This window comes from Rhizobium sp. N324, assembly GCF_001664485.1.
GTDB lineage: Bacteria > Pseudomonadota > Alphaproteobacteria > Rhizobiales > Rhizobiaceae > Rhizobium.
The window spans coordinates 689,251-710,899 of the sequence record NZ_CP013630.1; the positions used below are offsets into that span (position 1 = coordinate 689,251).

Annotated in this window: 21 protein-coding genes; 16 read left to right on the forward strand and 5 right to left on the reverse strand. The window is 62.1% G+C overall.

Annotated features, from left to right (window positions below; all coding sequences use genetic code 11):
• Window positions 1-103 precede the first annotated feature (103 nt).
• From AMK05_RS03345 to AMK05_RS03355, 3 genes are all read left to right on the forward strand, one after another.
• A complete protein-coding gene (locus tag AMK05_RS03345; protein WP_064836508.1) occupies window positions 104-481 on the forward strand; it encodes a response regulator in 378 nt (125 codons plus the stop codon).
• Between the two features lie 475 nt (window positions 482-956).
• Window positions 957-1,661 carry a helix-turn-helix transcriptional regulator gene (locus AMK05_RS03350; protein ID WP_064836510.1) on the forward strand — a complete coding sequence of 235 codons (705 nt, stop codon included), beginning with the start codon at window positions 957-959 and terminating at the stop codon, window positions 1,659-1,661.
• A 31-nt stretch (window positions 1,662-1,692) separates the two neighbouring features.
• Window positions 1,693-2,130, forward strand: coding sequence for a response regulator (locus tag AMK05_RS03355; protein WP_064836513.1), 438 nt, complete (start codon window positions 1,693-1,695; stop codon window positions 2,128-2,130).
• A 9-nt stretch (window positions 2,131-2,139) separates the two neighbouring features.
• Here the strand turns inward: AMK05_RS03355 and AMK05_RS03360 are convergent, their stop codons facing one another.
• From AMK05_RS03360 to ybaL, 4 genes are all read right to left on the reverse strand, one after another.
• On the reverse strand, window positions 2,140-2,850 hold the full coding sequence (locus tag AMK05_RS03360; protein WP_064836516.1) for a sensor histidine kinase: 711 nt from the start codon (window positions 2,848-2,850) through the stop codon (window positions 2,140-2,142).
• A gap of 173 nt (window positions 2,851-3,023) precedes the next feature.
• Entirely contained in the window at window positions 3,024-5,573 is a 2,550-nt protein-coding gene (gene secD, locus AMK05_RS03365; protein ID WP_064836517.1) for a protein translocase subunit SecD, read from the reverse strand.
• A gap of 83 nt (window positions 5,574-5,656) precedes the next feature.
• Window positions 5,657-6,037 carry a hypothetical protein gene (locus AMK05_RS03370; RefSeq protein WP_064836519.1) on the reverse strand — a complete coding sequence of 127 codons (381 nt, stop codon included), beginning with the start codon at window positions 6,035-6,037 and terminating at the stop codon, window positions 5,657-5,659.
• A gap of 54 nt (window positions 6,038-6,091) precedes the next feature.
• A complete protein-coding gene (gene ybaL, locus AMK05_RS03375; RefSeq protein ID WP_064836521.1) occupies window positions 6,092-7,912 on the reverse strand; it encodes a YbaL family putative K(+) efflux transporter in 1,821 nt (606 codons plus the stop codon).
• Between the two features lie 34 nt (window positions 7,913-7,946).
• On the opposite strand from ybaL, the gene AMK05_RS03380 reads away from it, so the two are divergent.
• On the forward strand, window positions 7,947-8,246 hold the full coding sequence (locus AMK05_RS03380; RefSeq protein ID WP_171899744.1) for a helix-turn-helix transcriptional regulator: 300 nt from the start codon (window positions 7,947-7,949) through the stop codon (window positions 8,244-8,246).
• A gap of 24 nt (window positions 8,247-8,270) precedes the next feature.
• Here the strand turns inward: AMK05_RS03380 and AMK05_RS03385 are convergent, their stop codons facing one another.
• Window positions 8,271-9,692 carry an ArnT family glycosyltransferase gene (locus AMK05_RS03385; protein WP_064836522.1) on the reverse strand — a complete coding sequence of 474 codons (1,422 nt, stop codon included), beginning with the start codon at window positions 9,690-9,692 and terminating at the stop codon, window positions 8,271-8,273.
• A 625-nt stretch (window positions 9,693-10,317) separates the two neighbouring features.
• Between AMK05_RS03385 and AMK05_RS03390 the strand changes: the two genes are divergently transcribed.
• From AMK05_RS03390 to visN, 12 genes are all read left to right on the forward strand, one after another.
• The gene (locus AMK05_RS03390; RefSeq protein ID WP_064836524.1) at window positions 10,318-11,946 is read left to right on the forward strand and encodes a globin-coupled sensor protein; all 1,629 of its coding nucleotides are present in this window, start codon (window positions 10,318-10,320) and stop codon (window positions 11,944-11,946) included.
• Between the two features lie 63 nt (window positions 11,947-12,009).
• Window positions 12,010-12,306, forward strand: coding sequence for an STAS domain-containing protein (locus AMK05_RS03395; RefSeq protein ID WP_003588585.1), 297 nt, complete (start codon window positions 12,010-12,012; stop codon window positions 12,304-12,306).
• Window positions 12,303-12,668: a chemotaxis response regulator CheY1 gene (gene cheY1 / locus AMK05_RS03400; protein WP_003570362.1), complete on the forward strand. Its 366-nt coding sequence runs from the start codon at window positions 12,303-12,305 to the stop codon at window positions 12,666-12,668. Before AMK05_RS03395 ends, cheY1 begins: the two co-directional genes overlap by 4 nt.
• 16 nt (window positions 12,669-12,684) lie before the next feature.
• The gene (locus AMK05_RS03405) at window positions 12,685-14,988 is read left to right on the forward strand and encodes a chemotaxis protein CheA (RefSeq protein WP_064836526.1); all 2,304 of its coding nucleotides are present in this window, start codon (window positions 12,685-12,687) and stop codon (window positions 14,986-14,988) included.
• A 4-nt stretch (window positions 14,989-14,992) separates the two neighbouring features.
• Complete coding sequence (locus AMK05_RS03410; protein WP_064836529.1) at window positions 14,993-15,460, forward strand: chemotaxis protein CheW; 468 nt, start codon at window positions 14,993-14,995, stop codon at window positions 15,458-15,460.
• Complete coding sequence (cheR, locus tag AMK05_RS03415; protein ID WP_064836531.1) at window positions 15,457-16,365, forward strand: protein-glutamate O-methyltransferase CheR; 909 nt, start codon at window positions 15,457-15,459, stop codon at window positions 16,363-16,365. The genes AMK05_RS03410 and cheR overlap by 4 nt, the downstream gene beginning before the upstream one ends.
• Entirely contained in the window at window positions 16,362-17,402 is a 1,041-nt protein-coding gene (gene cheB, locus AMK05_RS03420; RefSeq protein ID WP_064836533.1) for a protein-glutamate O-methylesterase CheB, read from the forward strand. The genes cheR and cheB overlap by 4 nt, the downstream gene beginning before the upstream one ends.
• The gene (locus tag AMK05_RS03425; protein WP_003556488.1) at window positions 17,403-17,792 is read left to right on the forward strand and encodes a response regulator; all 390 of its coding nucleotides are present in this window, start codon (window positions 17,403-17,405) and stop codon (window positions 17,790-17,792) included.
• Window positions 17,789-18,343, forward strand: a complete 555-nt coding sequence (gene cheD / locus AMK05_RS03430; RefSeq protein ID WP_007633342.1) for a chemoreceptor glutamine deamidase CheD — start codon at window positions 17,789-17,791, stop codon at window positions 18,341-18,343. Before AMK05_RS03425 ends, cheD begins: the two co-directional genes overlap by 4 nt.
• A gap of 16 nt (window positions 18,344-18,359) precedes the next feature.
• A complete protein-coding gene (gene cheT, locus AMK05_RS03435) occupies window positions 18,360-18,749 on the forward strand; it encodes a chemotaxis protein CheT (RefSeq protein WP_003584234.1) in 390 nt (129 codons plus the stop codon).
• Between the two features lie 110 nt (window positions 18,750-18,859).
• Entirely contained in the window at window positions 18,860-20,551 is a 1,692-nt protein-coding gene (gene fliF / locus AMK05_RS03440) for a flagellar basal-body MS-ring/collar protein FliF (RefSeq protein ID WP_064836535.1), read from the forward strand.
• A 344-nt stretch (window positions 20,552-20,895) separates the two neighbouring features.
• The gene (gene visN, locus AMK05_RS03445; protein ID WP_064836537.1) at window positions 20,896-21,642 is read left to right on the forward strand and encodes a transcriptional regulator VisN; all 747 of its coding nucleotides are present in this window, start codon (window positions 20,896-20,898) and stop codon (window positions 21,640-21,642) included.
• Window positions 21,643-21,649: the final 7 nt, after the last annotated feature.

Sequence of the window (21,649 nt, forward strand, 5' to 3'; positions counted from 1 at the left end):
AAATGATTTTTCGATAAGATGGATCGAATTTTCGCGAAATCGCGATATCGTGAGGTCGAAGGACAACGAGGTTCATTCGAACAATATCCAATCACGGTGCTGAATGCCTACCATAATTTACGTCGACGACAGCAGGGATGATCTCTTCTATCTCGACTATATCCGCAGGAAGCAGCATATCGATGTCGATCTATTCTGTTTTTCGACCGCCGAGACGGCGCTGGCGGCGCTGGAGCAGCGTGCGGCGGAAGGCTGGGCGCTGCCGGAACTGCTGGTCGCCGATCTCTACATGCCGCTCGACAGCGGCATCGCACTGGTGAGCAGGCTGCGCCTAGACGATCGGTTCAAGGCAATGCGGCTTGCCATCTGCAGCGGCTCGGATGCTGCCGAGGACCGCGCGCGCTCGCTTGAGGCCGGCGCCGATGCCTATCTGGAAAAGCCGCTTGACCTCGCCAGGATCATTCTCAATCTTGAGATGTAGGAAGTGGCGAAAGCCCGCCGGCCTGTTCCCCGTCCCATGTCCCAACCATATGACAAACCGCAATTGACAAGGTCGAGGACGCATCACAAGATGCAACCGAAGCGAAGGAAATGATACGCGAAATAAGCGCTGAGAGAACCGATCGACCCGCGTTCGCCGCCACGAACATCAGCCAACCCCTTAGCTGAATGGGTCTGTCGGCTCTCTCGCGCTTACGTCTAGCACTACCTTCCTGCATTCATGGATGTTGAATTCAGGAAGAATACGATACTCAGGTAAGAACTACTGCCCCTCAGTAAAGTCTGCCCGTGCATCACCTGTCGTCGAGATAATTGATGATTTCCGCCTTTGACTATCGAAAGTCCCCGTTTCGATATTCGTCATCAACCGTCTCGCAATTTTTGTAGCTCTTCGCGTTTAAGACGTATATCCCAAGATTTCGGGATCGGAGGCATCGAGGAGAGGACGAGTGGGAATGAACAACGCCCCGGCAATTCCCTTTCATGCCGGACCGGAGTTGAGCCGGGCGATCAATCGCACCGATTTTTTCCGGCTGCTGAAGTCGGCAGCACAGCACTACAACTTCGACAATTTCACGCTTGCCCGCATTTCCGAGGCTTCGGCCCCTTTCGGAGAACGTGATATCGTCATCACCAATGTCGCCGAGCGGCGTGTCGGCCTTTTCATCACGACGTTGAAGGAAGCGCTGGGGACCGTCCGGGCAAAGTCCGCCCAGTTTCTGGCAACGCCGGTTCATGGCCGGAGCGCACGGCCGGAAGATCATCGTTCCGATTTGGTCTTCAACGAGTTCCTGAGCGGCGTCTTTCTGTTCATCCCGCTGTTCACCCCCGAAGGACGGCGCTATTGCCTCGTGCTCAGCGGCGAGCGTCAGGAGCCGGACCAGAGCGAGATCGCCGACATGCTTCTCGACACGATGCGGATTTTCGACAAGCTTTATGAGGAAATCCTGACGCCGGAAATGTCCGGACGGCTGACCCAGCGCGAGCAGGAAATCGTCAAATGGACGAGCGAAGGCAAGACGTCGGCTGAGATCGCCATCATCCTCGGACTTTCCGAGCATACGGTGAATTCGCACATCACTGCGGCCGCGCGCAAACTTGACGCCGTCAACCGCGTTCATATGGTGGCGATCGCGTTGCGGAACGGCCTGGTCACGTGAAGCCGGTTTCGGGATTGAGGAAATTAAGTCGATGACCGCCGAAACTGTGCGAAAAAATGCCGTGAAGGTTCTCTTCGTCGACGACGAATTCATCGAATTCCGTGCGCTCAAGAAGAAGATCGCCGACCTCTCCGAGCCGGCCGTCGAGGTTGAATATTCGCCGTCGATCGGTGACGCGCTGGAAAAGATCCGCTTGGCGCGTTTCGATCTCATCCTGCTCGACAATCGCCTTCTGCCGAACGCCGATTTCCGCGAAACCGTGCCGGAACTGCGCGGCATCGGCTACACCGGCCCGATCGGCGTCGTCTCAACCGATATATCGGGCGGCTACTTTCAGGAATTCCCCGATTACGGCGTCGATTTCCGCATCGGCAAGGATGAGATTGACGCCCAGACGCTGCAGCACATCATCCGCGAATATGTCACCTATGACGTCCCGGATTTCTGGAAGGACGATTACAGCATCTGAAAAGAACGCTTAGGCGACGGGAAGGCGGATGAGGAAGCGGCTGCCGCTTTGATCCGAATGCTCCAGGCTGAGATCGCCGCCAAGCGCTGTCAGAAACTCTCGCGCCGTCGTCAATCCGAGGCCGGCGCCCGGCACCGTTCCCGCCTTCGGCAATTTCCAGAACGGCTCGAAGATCCGCTCCCGGTAAGCAGGATCGATGCCCGTCCCATTGTCGGAAATCCGGATGAACCAATCCGCCCCCATTCGCTCCGCCGCGATAGCCACCTGCAGCGGCGCGTCGCCACGATAGGTGAGGGCATTGGCCAGCAGATGCCGCAGCACCAGGCCGAGCAGGGCCGGGTCGGTCCGGATGGAGGGCAGGCCCCGGCTTTCCAGCGTCGCATCGTGCACCGCGCTTTCGTCTATCAACTCGCCCCAGATATTTTCGGCCAGCGCCTGCAGATCGACCTCTTCGGGCGTCACCTGAGGTGCTCCGCCGGCAAGGTTCATCAATGCCTTGGTGAGGCGCTGCGCGGTTTGCGCCTTTTCCATGATCATCCGCAGGCTCTGAAGCTGTTCGCCGTCGAGCGTTTCCTGGAGATCGTCGAGCAATAGCTCGGCATACATGGCGATATGGCGCAGCGGTGATTGCAGGTCGTGCGAGGCGGTGGCGAGAAAACGCTTGATGCGCTCCTCACTGCTATCGTTCTCTTCCGGTCGTCGCGTCGGGTTTGATGGCATCTGGCGGTTCCCCCGATCTCTGCTACAGCGCCGCGCTTCTTTCTCAGATGCGCCAACGACGCTGTAATCCGTTGAATCGCTGCAGGATTTTATCTCTGCAGTCATCGACAATAGAAAGAGGGCGCCGGCTCTGCAACCGGCGCCCTGTTCAAGCATGCGTCAACACGCGGATTTTAGCTCGCCGACTTGCGCGGGCGACCCTGTTCCGGCGGGATGATTTCGACGGCGCCGTCGGTTGCCGATGCCGCCTTGGCGTGGCGGCGGCGCCAGTCGCCGAGGAAGAGCAGGATCGGGGCTGCGATGAAGATCGACGAGGCGCCGGCCACCAGAATGCCGAAGACCATCGGGATCGCAAAGCTCGACACCGCGCTACCGCCCCAGATCGCCATCGGCACCAGAGCGAGGAAGGCCGTCGCATTGGTGTAGAGGCTTCGCGCCAGGGTCTCGTTGATCGACTTGTCGATGATTTCGCGCAGCGGCATCGACTTATAGAGCCGCATGTTTTCGCGCATGCGGTCATAGACGACGACCTTGTCGTTCACCGAGTAACCGACGAGCGTCAGGATGGCGGCGATGGCCGTCAGGTTGAAGTCGAGGCCGGTGATCGCGAAGAAGCCGATTGCCTTGGTGACGTCAAGCACCAGCGTGACGATGGCGCCGACGGCAAACGGCCATTCGAACCGCACCCAGATATAGATCAGCATCGCCAGGCTGGCGATCACCACCGACAGAATGCCGGCCGAAGCAAGCTCGCCGCTGACCTTCGGGCCGATGACGTCGGTGCCTTCGACGGTAGCGGTCGGATCGATCTTGGCGACTTCGGCCTTCAGCTTGGTCACTGCCGCGGTCTGCGCCTCTTCGCCGCCTTCCTGCCGCTGGGCGCGAACGAGAATGCTGCTTTTGTCGCCGAAGGACTGCAGGGTGATTTCGCCGAGGCCGAGACTATCAAGACCTTCGCGGAACTTCGCTAGATCGGCCACCCCTTGGGTCTTGACGGACATCTGGATGCCGCCGCGGAAATCGACGCCGTAGTTGAGACCGGGGTGAATGAAGAGCACGACGGAGGCGATCGAAAGCAGCGCCGAAACGGTGACGCCGAAGAAGCGCGCCTTCATGAACTCGATGTGCTTGTCATAAGGGCTGAACGGGATCAACGGCCGGATGTTCAGCACCTTGAACTTGCGGCGGCGGGTGATCTCGATCATGGCAACGCGAACGAAGGCGACCGAGGTGAACATCGAGATGATCAGGCCGAGCGCCATGGTCACGGCAAAGCCGCGAACCGGCCCGGAGCCGAAGAAGAACAGGATGGCCGCAGCGATCAGGGCGGTCATGTTGCCGTCGATGATGGTCGAATAGGCACGATTGAAGCCCGTATCGATGGCGGCAAAGGCGCCCTTGCCCTTGCGGGTCTCTTCACGAATACGCTCGTTGATGAGGACGTTCGCATCGACCGCAAGGCCGATGCCGAGAACGACACCGGCAATACCCGGCAACGTCAGCGTCGCACCGACCAGCGTCAGGGCCGAGAAGGTCAGGATCGTGTGGATCAGCAGCGCCACATTCGCCAGGATGCCCCAGGTGCCGTAGAGCACGAAGATGAAAAGCGCGACGAGAGCAAAGCCGACGACGCCGGAATAAATGCCCATCTTGATGGCGTCGGCGCCAAGGTCGGCGCCGACAGTGCGTTCCTCGATAACGGTCAGCTTGGCAGGCAGGGCGCCGGCGCGCAGCATGGCGGCAAGCGTCGTGGCGCTGTCGGCCGAGAAGCTGCCGGAGATCTGGCCGGAGCCGCCGGTGATCGGCTCGCGGATATTGGGTGCGCTCAGCACCTTGTCGTCGAGGACGATGGCGAACGGATTGCCGACATTCTGGCGGGTGATTTCGGCAAAGCGGCTGGCGCCGGCGCTGTCGAAGCGGAAGCTCACGATCGGCTCATGCGTGTTCTGATCGAAGCTGACGCGGGCATCCGAAAGCCGGTCGCCGGAGAGTTCGACACGGTCGAGAACCGCATAGGACCGGCCTTCATCGTCCTGCATCATGGTGATGCCCGGGCCGGGCTGGTTGTTCGGCGCCACCATGTGGAACGACATCTTGGCCGTGGAGCCGAGAAGTTGGCGCAGCCGCGTCGGATCCTGTGCGCCGGGCAACTGGACGAGCACGCGGTTGGCGCCGATGCGCTGGATCGTTGGCTCGGAGACGCCGACCTGGTCGACGCGCTGGCGGATGACTTCCAGGCTCTGCTGAACGGCATTGTCGACATTGGCGGAGATGCCGGCCTTGGAGAAGCCGACGGTGATGGTCGCTCCGTTCGCCGTGACATCAAGATCCGCCTGGCCGGCGCTGAGGCCGGTGCTGATCGGGTTGGCGAGCGTCTTGAGGTCGGTGACGGCTGCATCGCTCTGCGTGGCATCGGCGAGCGTCACGACGATCTGGTTCTGGCTGCGGACGACGGCCTTCGGCTGGATGCCCTTTTCGCGCAGCACGCGGCGCGCGTCCTGAAGCAGCGACTGCAGCCGCTCCTTGGTCAGATCGGCTTCGTCGACTTCCAGAACGAGATGCGAGCCGCCGCGAAGGTCGAGGCCGAGCGACACCTGTTCATGCGGCAGCCATGCCGGCACGCGCTGAAGGACGGATTGCGGCAGGGCGTTCGGCAGAGCGATCAATAGGCCGAGTACGATGATCACCGAATAGGTGAACACCAGCCATGGTGAAGTACGCATGTTGTATTCCTTAGATAATCGGGGGCCGGCGCGCTGGCGCTGGCGGCATGTCGTCAGATGTCGGAAGCGCCTTGGCGCAAACGTCAGGCAGCAGCCGGCGGTGCGCGCGGCTGATGGGTCCTGGAGACCGCGGCATGAAACGGCGCTTCAAATGCCGGAAAAGCGGCTGAAATGGTCCAGCCGGCGAAATCGAGGGTCGGGGCAGTGGCAAGAGCCGGCGATCCGCCGTCATAGGCTGCCTGCTTCGGCGCAAGCCTGCGCTCGCTGGAAAGCACGCCGCGCACGGCATCGCGCGCGGTCAGCTGCGGCGGTTGCGGATCCCGGCCGGAAGAGGAAAGCGTATTGACGGCAGCGGTCGGCGAAATGACCAGATTGCCGCCGAACAGCAGGCCGAGATAGGCAAGGATAGCGACGAGGAGGGAGGCGGCGACACGGTTCGTCAGACGGTGCTGCTCCAGCTCCATCTTCTCCGTCCCGGCGATGTCACTCCCGTATCGGCTCAAAAGCGCGCCAATCTCTCATTGTCTTTGCGGCGGAGGCTCATCCGTCGAAATAAGTGTATCAGGCCCATGCCCGTCTTCATAGGGCACACCCTCATGATGCACTTGGGCGAGCCGGTCAACCATACCCAGCGCAATTTCACGCTCGCCCATGATGACGGTGTCGGCGCCATACTGCTTCAATTCATCGACTTCGGCATCGGAATGGGCGCGGGCGACGATGAGGATCGACGGATTGACGCTGCGCGCCTGCTCGGCGATGCTGCAGGCCTCGAAGGCGTTCGGGATGGCGATGGCAAGGCTGCGGGCGCCGGAGAGATTGGCAAGATCGAGCGTTTCCCTCGCCACCGCATTGCCCATGAATGTCTCGATGCCCAGCGCCTTCAGCTCGCCGATACGCTTGTCGGAATCCTCGATGACCAGGAACGGCGTGCCTGATGATTTGAGGTTCTGCCCGACGATCCGGCCGACCCGGCCGTAACCGATGAGAATGGCATGGCCGCTGAGGGCGGTCGGATGCACGTCGTCATCCTCAGGCGCCGCCGTCTCCTGGGCGATGGTCGCATCTGCGGAGGGCGCAGCGGGCTCGGCTGCGCTTTCCTCGCGCTTGCTTTCGAAAAACGGCCGCATGCGGTCGCAGAGGAAAAACAGCAGCGGATTGAGGATGATCGAGATGATGGCGCCGGCAAGGATCAGATCGCGGCCTTCCTCCGGCAGCAGTCCGAGTTCGACCCCGAGGGCGGCGAGGATGAAGGAGAATTCACCGATCTGGCCGAGGCTGGCCGAAATCGTCAGCGCCGTGCCGAGCGGCTTCTTGAAGGCGAGCACGATCAGCAGGGCGGCGACGGATTTGCCGATGACGATGATGAAGATGGTGGCGAGGATCAGCAGCGGCTTGTCGATCAGGATGTTCGGATCGAACAGCATGCCGACCGAGACGAAGAACAGCACGGCGAAGGCGTCGCGCAGCGGCAGGCTTTCCTGGGCGGCGCGATGGCTGAGCTCGCTTTCGGCAAGCACCATGCCGGCAAAGAAGGCGCCGAGCGCCAGCGACACGCCGAAGAGCTTGGCCGCGCCGAAGGCGACGCCGAGCGCGATCGCCAACACGCCGAGCCGGAAGAGTTCGCGCGATCCGGTATGGGCGATGCGGTGCATCGTCCAGGGAATGAGCTTGCGGCCGAAGACCAGCATCAGCGCCACGAACAGCGCTACCTTCACCAGCGTCATGGCGATCATGCCGCCGATGCCGAGATCGAGGCCGAACAGCCGGTTCAACCCGGCCGAGAGCGGCTCGACAGGCGCGTGTCCCTCACCGCCGATGCTGGCTGCGGCCGGGATCAGCACCAGCGCCAGCACCATGGCGAGATCCTCGACGATCAGCCAGCCGACGGCGATGCGGCCACGCTCCGTCTCGACAAGGCGCCGCTCCTGCAGCGCCTTCAACAGCACCACGGTCGAAGCGACCGAAAGCGCCAGGCCGAACACCAAGCTGCCACCGGTCGGCCAGCCCAGGAAGGCGCCGAGCCCCCAGCCGAGCAGGGTCGCAAAGGCGATCTGGGCGATCGCGCCGGGCACGGCGATGCCGCGCACCGACAGCAGGTCTTTGAGCGAGAAGTGCAGCCCGACGCCGAACATCAGCAGGATGACGCCGATTTCGGCAAGTTCCGGCGCCAGGCTCTGATCCGCTACATAACCCGGCGTATGCGGTCCCACCAGCACGCCGGCAATTAGATAGCCCACCAGCGGCGGCATGCGCAGCCGATGGGCAAAAGCGCCGAAGATGAAAGCCAGCACGAGGCCGCCGACGATTGTCGAAATCAAGGGCGTATCGTGCGGCATTGCTGTCTCCCGATCTGGAAATCCTGTTTGTAATGTGACATATATGGTCTATGTCGACCAATATGGGCAAGTTGTAATCATGGGTCAAGGCGCAAGGGAAACAATTCTGACACCGGCTCTCTGCCGGGCGGCGCGCGGCCTGCTCGACTGGACCCAGACCGATCTTGCCGAAAGGGCCGCCGTCTCGCGCAGCACCATCCGCGATTATGAGGGACGTCACCACGACATCCACCGCGCGACCGAGGCGCAGCTGCGCCTCGCCTTCGAGGACGGCGGCGTCAGATTCGTCGAGATCGAAGGGGCAGGCACCGGCCTCTACCTGCCCACGGCATAATTCCTTAGATCGGAATCGATTTGCTCAAGGCGCCAGGCAGGCGGCGGAGACCCGGTAGACCGACAGCGACTTGCCCCGGTAATAGCCTTCCGTCGGCTGCCAGGTCTTCAGCACCTCGGGCGTCTCGGCGGCGCAGGTGAGGGACCCGTCCGTCAGGAAAAGCACCTTGCCGGTGATGTCGGCGGGCAGGGCGAATTCCTGTTCGTAATAGCTCTCGGGAAGGCCGGCGGGCGCCCGCGCATAGATCCTGTAGGATGCATCGCGCAGCGTATAGAAAAGATCGGCGACCATGTCGCGATTGTTGGTGACGATGATGTCGGTGCCGGCTTGAGCGGCGAGTGCGGCGGCCTCGCGGCTGACCTCGGCGCGGCCGAGATAGCGTTTCATCAACGTGTCCCCGTTCGGCAGCAGCAATTGCTGCGGAAAGATCGTCGCCAGCGGAAAGAGCAGGCTGGCGATGCCATTGATGGCGAGCGACAGTCTCAGGCCCTTCGGCCACATCCGATAAAGCAGCCAGACGGCCAGGATGGTGCCGGCGACATAGGCGGTCACGGCCCAGTTGGCATAGGCCTTGGCGACCGTTGCCTGCAGCGTGATCAGCACCACCACCGGCATCGACAGCCAGACCAGCAACTTTTCCCGATCGTCGCTCCTGCCGCTGATCATGCGATAGACCGCCCAGAGCATGGCAAAGAAGATGATCGGCCCGACGACGCCGAATTGGGCGGAGAAGAATTCAAGTCCGCGACGGAGATTGATGCCGAGGTCGCTCCAATGGGCGATGTCCTGCGTATGCCGCACCGTCGTATTATTGTGCTGCAGGTTCCACCAGAGGTTCGGCAGGGCGACGACCGCCGCGACCGCAACCGCGATGATGAAATCCCGGATGGCGATGCGCGCCGCCGGAATGAGGAGGAGGGCAAGCGCGCCGCCGGGAACCACGAACAGCACGGCATATTTCGTCAGGAAGGCGAGGCCGACGCCGAGGCCCATGACCAGCGCCAGCCCGACCGAGCGCCGCTGCGTCAGGCCGAAATAGGCAAGCAAGGTGATGGCGATGAAAAACAGCAGGATCACGTCGGTCGAGAAAAACACCGAGGAAAGCGCGACACCCGGGAGGGTAATATAGGTGGCGCCCGTCCAGCCTTCGATCTCCGGCCCGGCGAAGCGCTTTGCGACCTTCATCAAAACCAGTGCCGCCGCCATGTGGATCAGCGGTCCGGAGAGCCTGATCCAGTAGATGGCGTTGGAGCCGGAAAGCCCGGTCACTCCACGGATCACCCAGGCGATCATCGGCGGCTTGGAATAATAGCCGAGATCGAGATTCTGCGCCCAGAACCAGTACTGCGCCTCATCGACGAAAAGGTCCGTCCGATCGAAAGCTAGCGTGACGACGCGCCAGAGCGTGAAGCCGAGAACGATGAGGAGACCAGATCTGGGGGACATGAACCAAGTGTTCCGCTGACATGAAAGGCGCCAGTGCGATACACCATAGGTGCCGGACTGCCAACGGGCAGGGACGGGTTTTAGAAAACCCGCAGCGCGCGGATATCGCGGTTTGCAGCAAGAAAATCGAGGCGGGCGACGGCGGCAAGCAGCGTCATTGCAATCAAGCAGGCACCCAATCCGAGAACAATCATTGCTCTGTCCTTGTCGACGTCATGTCTTGGTTATCGACCGGCCTATAACACGGAGCTTGCGTGTGCCTTGTAGCAGCCGTGCAACTCCGCCGCAGTATTTGCTGCGAACGGCCTTGAATTGCGTCAAAAGCCGGCACTGCGAAGGGCTTATTAACCTTCAAGCAAGGAATTAACCATAAACATTGGTTTACACGTCGGAATGGGAAGATGCACTCGTTCCCACCAGGCATGACGCCGTCCCGCCGTACCGGGTTGATCCGGTATCCATCTCTTCAGACAGCTCCGAGATATAGCTGATCAGGGGGCTTCGACCCGCCGGTTGTCACCGGTGGCGAGGACCGTCTCCAGGCTTGCGTTCACCGGATGCTGCAAAAGTTTTTAACCAGGCATTCGCCTGGGCAGTGGGTCGGGGACAGGCGTTGAGGCAGGACATGCCATCAGATCAGGATCGTGGAGCGCAGGCAGGCAGCTTGCGCGACCGCCTGCGCTTTGCCGGTCTCGATGCCGACCAGTGCGAGCTGGTGCGCCGCAACCGGCCGGCCCTCGAAGCGCATCTGAAGGCAGGTCTGCGCGATCTCTTCCACAGGTTCCAGTCATTCCCGGACGCGGCGCGCAATTTCGACAGCGAGCGCCAGGTCGAGCGCCTGCATGATCTGCAGTCCTCGCATTGGGACGTGCTGACGGATGCGCGGTTCGACAGCCTCTATGCCGAACGCGTCAAGGTTTTGTCCGACACCGAAAGCAAGATCGGCCTCGACCCGCGCTGGCATGTGGCCGGCCATGGCGTCATGCTGGAGCATGTCGTTTCCGGTCTCGCCGAGGAAATTGCCGGCCGTCCCCTGCTGCCGTCGGCCAAGCGCCGGACCCGCGAAATCTCCGATCTGATGACCGCGATCATCCGCATCGTCATGGTTGATGTGGAAATCGCCGTCTCGCTGCGCTTCAACGCCCAGCGCGCCGCTCAGAGCCGCGCGCTTGCCGAACAGCGCGCCGACAACGAGGCCGATATCGCCCGGATCTTCGGCGATGTCGTCGAAGGCCTTTCCGCCCGCGACCTGACGCGGCGCGCGCCCGTCGATGGCGCCCATGCCGAGATCGCCGCCGCGCTGAACGGCGCACTGGATGGCCTCCAGGCCGAATTCACCGCCATTACCGACCGCACGCTGAAGGCCGAAGCGGCGACGGGTTCGCTTGCCGGCCTGTCGCGGCAGTTCGCCGGCACCGCCTCCGGCCAGGCCGACCGGCTGCAGCTTTCCGCAGCCGCCCTTGCCGGCATCGCCGGCAGTGTGCGCGACGGCGCCGCCGACAGCCGCGCCGCCGAACAGGCCGCCGCCTCGACGCGCGCCGCCGTCGAGGAAAGCGGCGAGGTCGTCGGCCGCGCGATCAGCGCCATGGCCGATATCGAGCAGTCGGCCGAAAAGATCGGCCAGATCATCGGCGCGATCGACGAGATCGCCTTCCAGACCAATCTCCTGGCGCTGAACGCCGGCATCGAGGCCGCCCGCGCCGGCGACTCCGGCCGCGGTTTTGCCGTCGTCGCCCAGGAGGTCCGCGCGCTGGCCCAGCGTTCGGCGGAAGCCGCCCGCGAAATCAAGACGCTGGTGACGACGACCAAGGCGCAGGTCGATGCCGGCGTGCAGATGGTCGGCCGCACACAGGATTCGATCGGCAGCATCGTGCGCCAGGTCACCGACATCAATGCCGCCATTTCAGGCATCGCCACCCGGACCGGCGAACATGCCGCCAGCCTCGACAACGTGACGTCGGACGTCAGGGGCCTGGGCGGCGAGGTGGCGGATAGCGCCAGCCTTGCGGAGCGCTCGGCCGAAGGCGCCGACCACCTCCAAACCGTCATTCTCGAGCTCGGCCAGACGATACGCGAATTCCGCATCGCCCGGGAAAATGCCAATGCCGGGCGCCCGGCACCGGTTCGCGCGACGCCGCCGCGCGCCATCGAAGCCGCCGCCCGACCGGCTGTCGTTGAAGACGAATATGAAAATGATGATTTTAGCCTTCCGCGGCCCTTCGCAAGCGTCGGAGGTGGGCGGAATGTTTACTAACCTATCGGATGATTGCCGCAGCTCGTCTTCTCGAGCCGGGGACAAGGGGACAAGGAAAAGCTGATGGTAGCAAAGAAGAGTGGCAAGACGCTGGATCTGACAGCGGTGCTCGACCTCAACGAGGCTTCCGCCTTGCGCGATAAACTCCTCTCCCTCAGGGGCAGCGGTCTGTCGATCGACGCTTCCGGTGTCGAACGGATCGGTGCTCTTTGCGCCCAGGTTCTGATGTCCGCCGAGAAGACCTGGGAACAGGACAAGCAGCCATTCACCTTTTCCAAGGTGTCCGACGCATTTCAGAAAACCATGCAGCTCGTGGGCGTCAATATTGATCACCTGCTTGCCAAGGAGATTCGGCAATGAAGAAAAAAGTTCTTACCGTGGATGATTCCCGCACCATCCGAAACATGCTTCTCGTGACGCTCAACAATGCCGGCTTCGAGACGATCCAGGCGGAAGACGGCGTCGAGGGTCTGGAAGTTCTCGAAGAGTCCAATCCTGACGTCATCGTGACCGACATCAACATGCCGCGCCTCGACGGTTTCGGCTTTATCGAAGGTGTCCGCCGCAACGAGAAATATCGGGCGATCCCGATCCTGGTCCTGACCACCGAAAGCGACGCGGAAAAGAAGAACCGCGCCCGCCAGGCCGGCGCCACCGGCTGGATCGTCAAGCCTTTCGACCCGGCCAAGCTGATCGATGCCATTGAGCGTGTAACCGCTTAAACCAGGATTTTCTCCTATGGATATGAACGAAATCAAAGAGATCTTTTTCCAGGAGTGCGAGGAACAGCTCGCCGAGCTGGAATCCGGTCTTTTGAAAATGAATGATGGCGATCGCGATCCGGAAACCGTCAATGCGGTGTTCCGTGCCGTGCACTCGATCAAGGGTGGCGCCGGCGCCTTCGGCCTTGATGATCTGGTCGCCTTCGCCCATGTTTTCGAGACCACTCTCGATTGCGTTCGATCCAACAAGCTTGAGCCGACCCAGGACGTCCTGAAGGTGATGCTGAAGTCGGCCGACGTGCTCGCCGACCTGACCAATGCTGCGCGCGACGGCGGCAGCGTCGATGAAAGCCGCAGCCGCGGCCTGGTCAAGGAACTCGAGGCTTTGGCCAACGGCGAACTGCCGTCTCCCTCGGCATTGGCCGAGGCGCCGGCGCCGAAGGCCGCCGCAAAGCCTGTAGCCAAGGCCGCCCCGGCCGCTGCCGCACCCGCCCCCAAGCCGACCGACGACAGCGGCTTCCAGCCGGTGCCCTTTTCCTTCGACGATTTTGGCGGCGAGAGCGATGCGGGCTCGGCCATGCCGGCCTATGAAGTCATCTTCAAGCCGCGCTACGAACTCTATTCCAAGGGCAATGACGCCACGCTGTTGCTGCGCGATCTCTCGCGCCTCGGCGAAATGACCATCTATTGCAACAGCGATGCTCTGCCGGGCCTCGATGAACTCGATCCGGAAGGCGCGTATTTCTTCTGGAACGTCACGATCAAGACGGACAAGGGCGAGGACGCCATTCGCACCGTCTTCGAATTCGCCGAATGGGACTGCGAACTGACGGTGAAGCCGGTCGAGGACGCACGGGCTGAGGCGACCAGCAACGACGAACTGCCGATGGTGCCGGTTCCCTTCGATCTGTCGATCCTGGATGAAGCCGGCGCAGCCGAAGACGTTTCCGGCGCTGCTGCCGCCGATACGGCAGCCGCCGTTGCCGCTGCCGAGACTGCCTCCAATGTCACGCAGATGGCTGCAGCCGCCGCCCGCGTCGAGAAGAAGGAATCGGCAGCCGCCGCAGCGGCCGCTGCCAGTGCCGCCGCCGCCCAGAACAATGCCGCCGGCGCCGGCCAGACGATCCGCGTCGATCTCGACCGTGTCGACCGCCTCATCAACCTCGTCGGCGAACTGGTCATCAACCAGGCGATGCTGTCGCAGAGCGTCATCGAGAATGACACGACCGGCACCTCCTCGATCAATATGGGCCTCGAGGAGCTGCAGCAGCTCACCCGCGAGATCCAGGACTCGGTCATGGCGATCCGCGCGCAGCCGGTGAAGCCCGTCTTCCAGCGCATGTCGCGTATCGTCCGCGAAATCGCCGACATGACCGGTAAGTCGATCCGCCTGATCACCGAAGGTGAGAACACCGAAGTCGACAAGACGGTTATCGACAAGCTGGCCGAGCCGCTGACCCACATGATCCGCAATGCCGTCGACCATGGCATCGAAACGCCGGAAAAGCGCGCCGCCGCCGGCAAGAATACCGAAGGCACGGTCCGCCTGACTGCCAAGCATCGTTCGGGACGCATCCTGATCGAGCTCGCCGACGACGGCGCCGGCATCAACCGTGAGAAGGTCCGCCAGAAGGCGATCGACAACGACCTCATCCCGGCCGATTCCAATCTGTCGGACGAGGAAATCGACAACCTGATCTTCCTGCCGGGCTTCTCCACCGCCGACAAGATCTCCGACATTTCCGGCCGCGGCGTCGGCATGGACGTCGTCAAGCGTTCGATCCAGGCGCTCGGCGGCCGCATCAACATCACGTCGAAGCCGGGCCACGGCTCGGTCTTCACCATGAGCCTGCCGCTGACGCTCGCCGTCCTCGACGGCATGGTGGTCACCGTCGCCGGCCAGACGCTGGTCGTGCCGCTGACGGCGATCGTCGAAACCCTGCAGCCGGAAGCCTCCGCGATCCACTCCTTCGGTGCGAACCACCGGCTGATCTCGATTCGCAACTCGTTCTGCCCGCTGGTCGATGTCGGCCGCATCCTGAACTTCCGTGCGACCCAGGCCAATCCGGTCGAGGGCGTGGCGCTTCTGGTGGAATCCGAAGGCGGCGGCCAGCGCGCCCTGATGGTAGACGCCATCCAGGGCCAGCGCCAGGTGGTCATCAAGAGCCTGGAAGCCAACTACACCCATGTGCCGGGCATTGCCGCCGCCACCATTCTCGGTGACGGACGCGTCGCTCTCATTCTCGATGTCGACGCGGTTGTCGGCGCCTCGCGCGGCCAGTCGCTCAAAGCAGAAATGTCGTTAGCAGCGGTAGGGTAAGGGAATGTCGTACGCCGTGAAAAATCTGAACGAGGGGGATCGCGAGCTGATCGCGTTCCGCATCGGGGATCAGGAATTTTGCGTGAACATCATGTCGGTTCGCGAGATCCGGGGCTGGACCCCGGCGACCGCGATGCCGCACTCACCTGGCTATATGCTCGGCGTCATCAACCTGCGCGGCGCGGTGCTGCCGATCATCGACCTTGCCGCCCGGCTCGGCATGAAGCCGGCCGATCCGACCGCCCGTCATGTCATCATCGTCGCCCAGGTGCGGCGCAAGGTCGTCGGCCTGCTGGTCGACGCCGTGTCCGATATCCTGACGGTGACCGACGAAACCATCCAGCCGCCGCCCGAGATCTCCTCCGAGCTCGAGCGTCAATTTGCCCGCGGCATTCTCGCCATCGAGAAGCGCATGATCTGCCTGATCGAACTCGAATCCCTCTTTCCCGAGACCGAAAGCGAAGCCGCATGAACGCAATGGGCGCAAAAGATCAGAGGCAGGGAGCCGACGAGGTTCTGGCAAGCGGAGAATATCCGCTGACGCGCCGCGATCTCACCGAGATCGCCGCGATGATCTATTCGGATGCCGGCATCTTCCTCAACGAGACGAAGGCCTCGCTGGTCTATTCGCGCCTGTCGAAGCATATCCGCAATCTCGGCCTGTCCGGCTTCCGGGAATATTGCGAGCTTGTCGCTTCGCCGGCCGGTGCTGCGCCGCGCCGCGAGATGCTGTCGCATCTGACGACCAATTTTACCCGCTTCTTTCGCGAAAACCATCATTTCGACCACCTGCGCGACCATGTCCTGCCGGAGCTTCTGCAGCGGGCGAAATCGGGCGGCAGGGTGCGCATCTGGTCGGCCGCCTCCTCCGACGGGCAGGAGCCTTATTCGATCGCGCTCACCGTGCTGTCGCTGATGCCGAATGTCGCCGATTACGACTTCAAGATCCTGGCAACCGACATCGACCCGAAGATCCTGGCGATCGCCCGGGCCGGCGCCTATGACGAAAATGCGCTCGAAACCGTTTCGCCCGCCATGCGCAAGCAATGGTTCAGCGAAGTCGAGGTGCAGGGCCGCAGGAAGTTCCAGGTCGACGACCGCGTCAAGCGGCTGATCACCTACAACGAGCTGAACCTGATGGCGCAATGGCCGTTCAAGGGCAAGTTCGACGTCATCTTCTGCCGCAACGTCGTCATCTATTTCGACGAGCCGACGCAGATGAAGATCTGGCAGCGTTTCGCAGGCCTGCTGCCGGAGGGCGGTCATCTCTATATCGGCCATTCCGAGCGTGTGTCCGGCGAGGCGAAACACGTCTTCGACAATATCGGCATCACCACCTATCGCTACACCGCCAAAGGTCACGGGAGGAAGGCATGAGCGCTCCGGCAAGGGTTCTCGTCGTTGACGACTCCCCGACGATGCGGGGGCTGATCACCGCCGTTCTGAGTTCCGATCCCGAGGTCAACGTCATCGGCCAGGCCGGCGATGCGCTGGAAGCGCGCGAGGCGATCAAGCGGCTGAACCCCGACGTCGTGACGCTCGACATCGAGATGCCGAACATGAACGGCCTCGATTTCCTCGAAAAGATCATGACGCTGCGTCCGATGCCTGTGATCATGGTATCGACAATGACCCATCGCGGCGCCGAGGCGTCGTTGGCCGCGCTCGAGATCGGCGCGTTCGACTGCGTCGGCAAGCCGGCGCCGGGCGAACCTCGGCCCTTCGGCGACCTCGCCGAGAAGGTCAAGGCTGCCGCGCGCACGCAGCGCCAGTTTTCCCAGCCGGTTGCTGCTCCAACGCCGCCCTCCGTCGCCGATTTCCGCGTCGGTCGCAAGATCGTCGCCATCGGCTCGTCCACAGGCGGCGTCGAGGCGCTGATCACCGTGCTGCAGAAGTTTCCGGCCAATTGCCCGCCGACCGTCATCACCCAGCATATGCCGCCGACCTTCACCAAGAGCTTCGCCGAACGCCTGAACCGTCTCTGTGCGCCGGTGGTGCAGGAAGCGACGGACGGCGCGCGTCTCGAAATCGGCAAGATCTATCTGGCGCCGGGCGGCGAGCGTCATCTCCAGGTCAGCAACGCCTCGGCGCCCTGCTGCCGCCTCGTCGACCGGGCGCCGGTCAACGGCCACCGCCCATCGGTCGACGTGCTGTTCGATTCGGTCGCCGAGCTGGCGGGCCGCAACGCCGTCGGCGTGATCTTGACCGGAATGGGCCGCGATGGCGCCGCCGGATTGTTGAAAATGCGCCACGCCGGCGCCAGAACACTCGGCCAGAACGAAAAAACCTGTGTCGTTTACGGAATGCCAAGGGTTGCTCATGAACTTGGCGCCGTTGAGCAGCAGTTGCCCCTGTCTGCCATCGGTGAGGAAATATTGAAAATGACAGCCGCCCGAAAGGAAGGGACCGAATAAATGTCGATCGCGGAGAAAATCAAAGTTCTGATCGTCGATGATCAGGTAACGAGCCGGTTGCTGCTCAGCGACGCGCTGACCCAGCTCGGATTCAAGCAGATCACGTCCGCAGGCGACGGCGAACAGGGCATGAAGATCATGGCCGAGCAGCCGCACCACCTGGTGATCTCGGACTTCAACATGCCGAAGATGGATGGCATCGGCTTCCTTCAGGCCGTGCGCACCAACCCGAACACCAAGAAGGCGGCCTTCATCATCCTCACCGCCCAGGGCGACCGCGCATTGGTGCAGAAAGCAGCCCAACTCGGCGCCAACAACGTGCTCGCCAAGCCGTTCACGATCGAGAAGATGAAAGCGGCCATCGAAGCCGTGTTTGGAGCCCTGAAATGATCACTGAGGGGGCAGCCCGCCGCGTGCACATCATTCAGGGCGAGTACAAGGTTCTGAACGATCCGAATGCGGTCCTCTCGACCATTCTCGGTTCCTGCGTGGCTGCGTGCCTCAGAGACCCTGTCGCCGGCATCGGCGGCATGAACCACTTCTTGCTGCCCGGTTCGGCGACGTCGCCGACCTCAGGCGGCGATGCCACGCGTTACGGCGTGCATCTGATGGAACTGCTGATCAACGGTCTCCTGAAGCAGGGCGCCCGGCGCGACCGGCTGGAGGCCAAGATCTTCGGCGGCGCGAAGACGATCTCGACATTCTCCAATGTCGGTGAGCAGAACGCGGCCTTCGCCATGCAGTTCCTCAGGGATGAAGGCATTCCGGTGGTCGGCTCCTCCACAGGCGGCGACCACGGACGCAAGCTTGAATTTTGGCCGGTCTCCGGTCGTGCCCGGCAATATCCGCTGACCGGCGCCGAAACGCAGAGAACCGTCGCTCTCGAGCAACGCCCCGCCGCTCCGCCGAAGCCCGTCGAAACCAGTATCGAATTTTTTTGATGGCGAGGATTTTCATATGACATTTAACCCGGTGATGGAGCCGCCTGCGCCTGTTGAAGCGTTGAGCGACATCCTGATGCGCATCGTTTCGGAACTGCACGATGTCGCCTATCTCATCGAGCGCATCGAGCCGCAGCTTCTCGATCTCGGCGGCGCTGAAATCCTCAATTCGCCGGATGCCATGAAGGTCATGCAGGGCATTGATCTCGCCGTGCAGAAATCGCGCGGCCTCGCCGAGTTCATCGACACCATCACCGGCGAAATCCCGCACGGCTGGGCAGTCGACGTCGCGACCGCGCTCAGCCTCGTCAAGCTGGCGGAAATGCAGAAGGCGCTGGGCGGCGCCACACGCCACGGCCATTCCCAGCCCCTGAGCAAGGCAGCCGGCGACTTCGATTTCTTCTGACCCTCCAGGGGCGGCGCCCCCTTTACGAAACGCTCGCGCAAGTTTCGCCGATTATTCGTCAGATGAGGCAATAAGCCTGCTTTGTCTTTGACGAATCGTGCGAGAACAGAATGAATCTGTTAAATCAATTAGTTCAGATCTTTAAGAACTTCGGCTCGCTTGGCCGAACACGCCTGATGATTCTCGGAGGCGTTGGTGCCGTCTCCATCGCAATCGTCCTTGCGGCCGCCCTTTTCGTCAACAAACCGGCACAGGAAACGCTCTACGTCGGCCTGGATTCGCCCGATCTCAACCAGATCAGCATGGCGCTCGCCGAAGCCAACATCAATTTTCAGGTCGGCACGGACGGTTCCAGCATCAGTGTCCCCGCGGGGATGACGGGCAAGGCCCGCCTGATGCTTGCCGAGCGCGGCCTGCCGAACAGCGCCAATGCCGGTTACGAACTCTTCGACAATGTCGGCTCGCTCGGCCTGACCTCCTTCATGCAGGAAGTGACGCGGGTTCGCGCGCTGGAAGGCGAAATCGCCCGCACCATCCAGTCGATCTCGGGTATCACGGCCGCGCGCGTACATATCGTCATGCCGGAGGTCGGAAACTTCCGCAAGCAGGAGCAGAAGCCGACCGCTTCCGTCATGATTCGCGCGAGTGCGGCCACCGGACGAAGTGCTGCGACTTCGATCCGCCATCTCGTCGCCTCGGCCGTGCCGGGGCTTGACGTCGATGACGTGACGATCCTCGATTCCGCCGGTCAGCTGCTCGCCTCCGGCGACGAAGCCAGCAACAGCTCGCTGAACCGCTCGCTCAACATCGTCCAGAATGTCCAGCAGGAAGTCGAATCCAACGTCGACAAGGCGCTCGCACCCTTCCTCGGCATGGACAACTTTCGCTCCAGCGTCACCGCCGACCTCAATACCGACGCCCAGCAGATCCAGGAAACGACCTACGATCCCGAATCTAAGGTCGAACGCTCGGTCCGCTCGACCAAGGAAGCCCAGCAGTCGCAGCAGAAGCAGTCCGACAGCGCGACGACGGTCGAGCAGAACATTCCGCAGGCGGCCCCCGAGGCCGGTGGTTCGGCGGGGCCTGAATCGCAGGACAAGTCCGACAAGCGCGAAGAGCAGACCAACTACGAAATCAACAGCCGGACGACGGCGACGACCCGCAACAGCTACAAGGTCGAGAAGCTTTCGATCGCCGTGGTGGTCAACAAGGGCCGCATCGCCAAGATGGTCGGCGAGCCTGCCGATCAGGCCAAGATCGATGCCTATCTTGCCGAAATGAAGACGATCGTCGCTTCGGCGGCCGGCATCGACGCCAAGCGCGGCGACGTCGTCACCGTCACGGCCATGGACTTCCTCGAGAACCAACTGCTCGAAGACGCCACCGGCGGTGTCCGCGTCATGGACATGCTGAGCCGCAACCTTGCCGGCATCATCAACTCGCTCGCCTTCGTCGCCGTCGCCTTCGTGGTGGTCTGGATGGGCCTGCGGCCTCTGGTGCGCAGCGTCAGCGGCAATGGCAGTTCGTCGGTTCTCGGCGACGCCACGCCGGAGGCGGCCGGCCTCGAGCTACCGGACTTTGCGCCGGCAGCCGGCGTCCCCGGAGGTGCCCTCATGGACGGCTTCGGATCCGACTTCGGCTTCGACAGCACCGAGGATCTGCTCAGCCTCGGCGACGACGACGGGAACTTCAACCGCCGCGTCAAGGAAGGCCCGGAACGCAAGCTCTCCCGCATGGTCGAGATCAACGAGGAACGCGCCGCGAAAATCCTCCGGAAATGGGCGATCGACGAGGCAGCGTAAGACAAAAGGTCGGGCAACCGGCCTTTTTCATATTGGTGCCCCGCGTCATTTCCTCCAACAGGATAGATGTCGGCTCCCGGACTCGCGTAAAACGCGAATGAAGTTGCGATGCAGCCAGAATCACCGTAGCCTTCCCAATAGCTTGAGGGCTGGAAATGATCGTCGAATCAGTGCATGGGCGGCAGCGTAAGTAAATCCCTAGAAGTCGGAGATGGTGATTTGCATCGGCTGGCTTACCCTTGGGTGATTCGAAATGGGATTCGAGCGGGACTTGAATTGAATCCCTTGCAGAAAAATTGCTGTTGCACCGAGTTTGATCGTTTCTCAGCCGCAGGACATTGCCAATGGATATGGATGTAATTCAGGCGAGCAAAGGCGAGAGGCAAATGGCGAATTTCGCGAGCGCGGTAGTGCCGGATTTGTTGCCGCGTGATCAACTGCTCCAGCGCCTGCACGGCGTCGCCAACACTGGCAGGTTGCAATCCGGTCTGCGCGCACTGACGGAGTATGTCGGCGCTTCGCACTACCTTCTGGCGCGCTGCGATCTCATCCAGGAAAGCGGTCTCGATTTCATTGTTTCGTCGGATTGGCCTTTCGACCTGGTGAGGGATATCGCCAATGACCTGGTTCGCGGCTATGCCCGTTCGACGGAGCTGGAAAAATGCATGCAGGTGTTCCAGCCGAATTTTGCTCTTATGCCTGACAATGCCGACGTGCCGGACGGCGCCAGCCGCCAGTATTGTTCTGTCACCTTCAATGTCGGCCGGTCGCGGCTGGCCCTGATGTTCCTGTTCGGCGAGGGGTTCATCCTGTCGCCGGAGCGTCTGCGGGATGTGGGCCTGCTTGCAGGTTATGTCGCGAGTTTCCTGCGCTGCGGCGGGACGAAGGTCGATCGCGATTTCGATTTGACCGACCGCGAGCTGGAATGCCTGTTCTGGATCGCCGAGGGCAAGACCAGCGACGAGATCGCGATGATCCTCGGCATCTCCCGCAATACCATCAACAATTACATTACCAGCGTGATGCGCAAGACGGCGACAAAGACCCGGTCCGAGGCCATTGCCTTCGCCGTCCGCAATAATCTCGTATAGGGGGAAT

Coding starts and splice junctions, on each gene's coding strand:
- cheY1 (WP_003570362.1), top strand. CDS start 12,303: ATGAAGAAAAAAGTTCTTACCGTGGATGATTCCCGCACCATCCGAAAC.
- AMK05_RS03345 (WP_064836508.1), top strand. CDS start 104: ATGCCTACCATAATTTACGTCGACGACAGCAGGGATGATCTCTTCTAT.
- cheT (WP_003584234.1), top strand. CDS start 18,360: ATGACATTTAACCCGGTGATGGAGCCGCCTGCGCCTGTTGAAGCGTTG.
- AMK05_RS03360 (WP_064836516.1), bottom strand. CDS start 2,850: ATGCCATCAAACCCGACGCGACGACCGGAAGAGAACGATAGCAGTGAG.
- cheD (WP_007633342.1), top strand. CDS start 17,789: ATGATCACTGAGGGGGCAGCCCGCCGCGTGCACATCATTCAGGGCGAG.
- cheR (WP_064836531.1), top strand. CDS start 15,457: ATGAACGCAATGGGCGCAAAAGATCAGAGGCAGGGAGCCGACGAGGTT.
- ybaL (WP_064836521.1), bottom strand. CDS start 7,912: ATGCCGCACGATACGCCCTTGATTTCGACAATCGTCGGCGGCCTCGTG.
- AMK05_RS03355 (WP_064836513.1), top strand. CDS start 1,693: ATGACCGCCGAAACTGTGCGAAAAAATGCCGTGAAGGTTCTCTTCGTC.
- AMK05_RS03350 (WP_064836510.1), top strand. CDS start 957: ATGAACAACGCCCCGGCAATTCCCTTTCATGCCGGACCGGAGTTGAGC.
- AMK05_RS03410 (WP_064836529.1), top strand. CDS start 14,993: ATGTCGTACGCCGTGAAAAATCTGAACGAGGGGGATCGCGAGCTGATC.
- AMK05_RS03390 (WP_064836524.1), top strand. CDS start 10,318: ATGCCATCAGATCAGGATCGTGGAGCGCAGGCAGGCAGCTTGCGCGAC.
- cheB (WP_064836533.1), top strand. CDS start 16,362: ATGAGCGCTCCGGCAAGGGTTCTCGTCGTTGACGACTCCCCGACGATG.
- AMK05_RS03425 (WP_003556488.1), top strand. CDS start 17,403: ATGTCGATCGCGGAGAAAATCAAAGTTCTGATCGTCGATGATCAGGTA.
- AMK05_RS03405 (WP_064836526.1), top strand. CDS start 12,685: ATGGATATGAACGAAATCAAAGAGATCTTTTTCCAGGAGTGCGAGGAA.
- AMK05_RS03370 (WP_064836519.1), bottom strand. CDS start 6,037: ATGGAGCTGGAGCAGCACCGTCTGACGAACCGTGTCGCCGCCTCCCTC.
- AMK05_RS03395 (WP_003588585.1), top strand. CDS start 12,010: ATGGTAGCAAAGAAGAGTGGCAAGACGCTGGATCTGACAGCGGTGCTC.
- secD (WP_064836517.1), bottom strand. CDS start 5,573: ATGCGTACTTCACCATGGCTGGTGTTCACCTATTCGGTGATCATCGTA.
- AMK05_RS03385 (WP_064836522.1), bottom strand. CDS start 9,692: ATGTCCCCCAGATCTGGTCTCCTCATCGTTCTCGGCTTCACGCTCTGG.
- fliF (WP_064836535.1), top strand. CDS start 18,860: ATGAATCTGTTAAATCAATTAGTTCAGATCTTTAAGAACTTCGGCTCG.
- visN (WP_064836537.1), top strand. CDS start 20,896: ATGGATATGGATGTAATTCAGGCGAGCAAAGGCGAGAGGCAAATGGCG.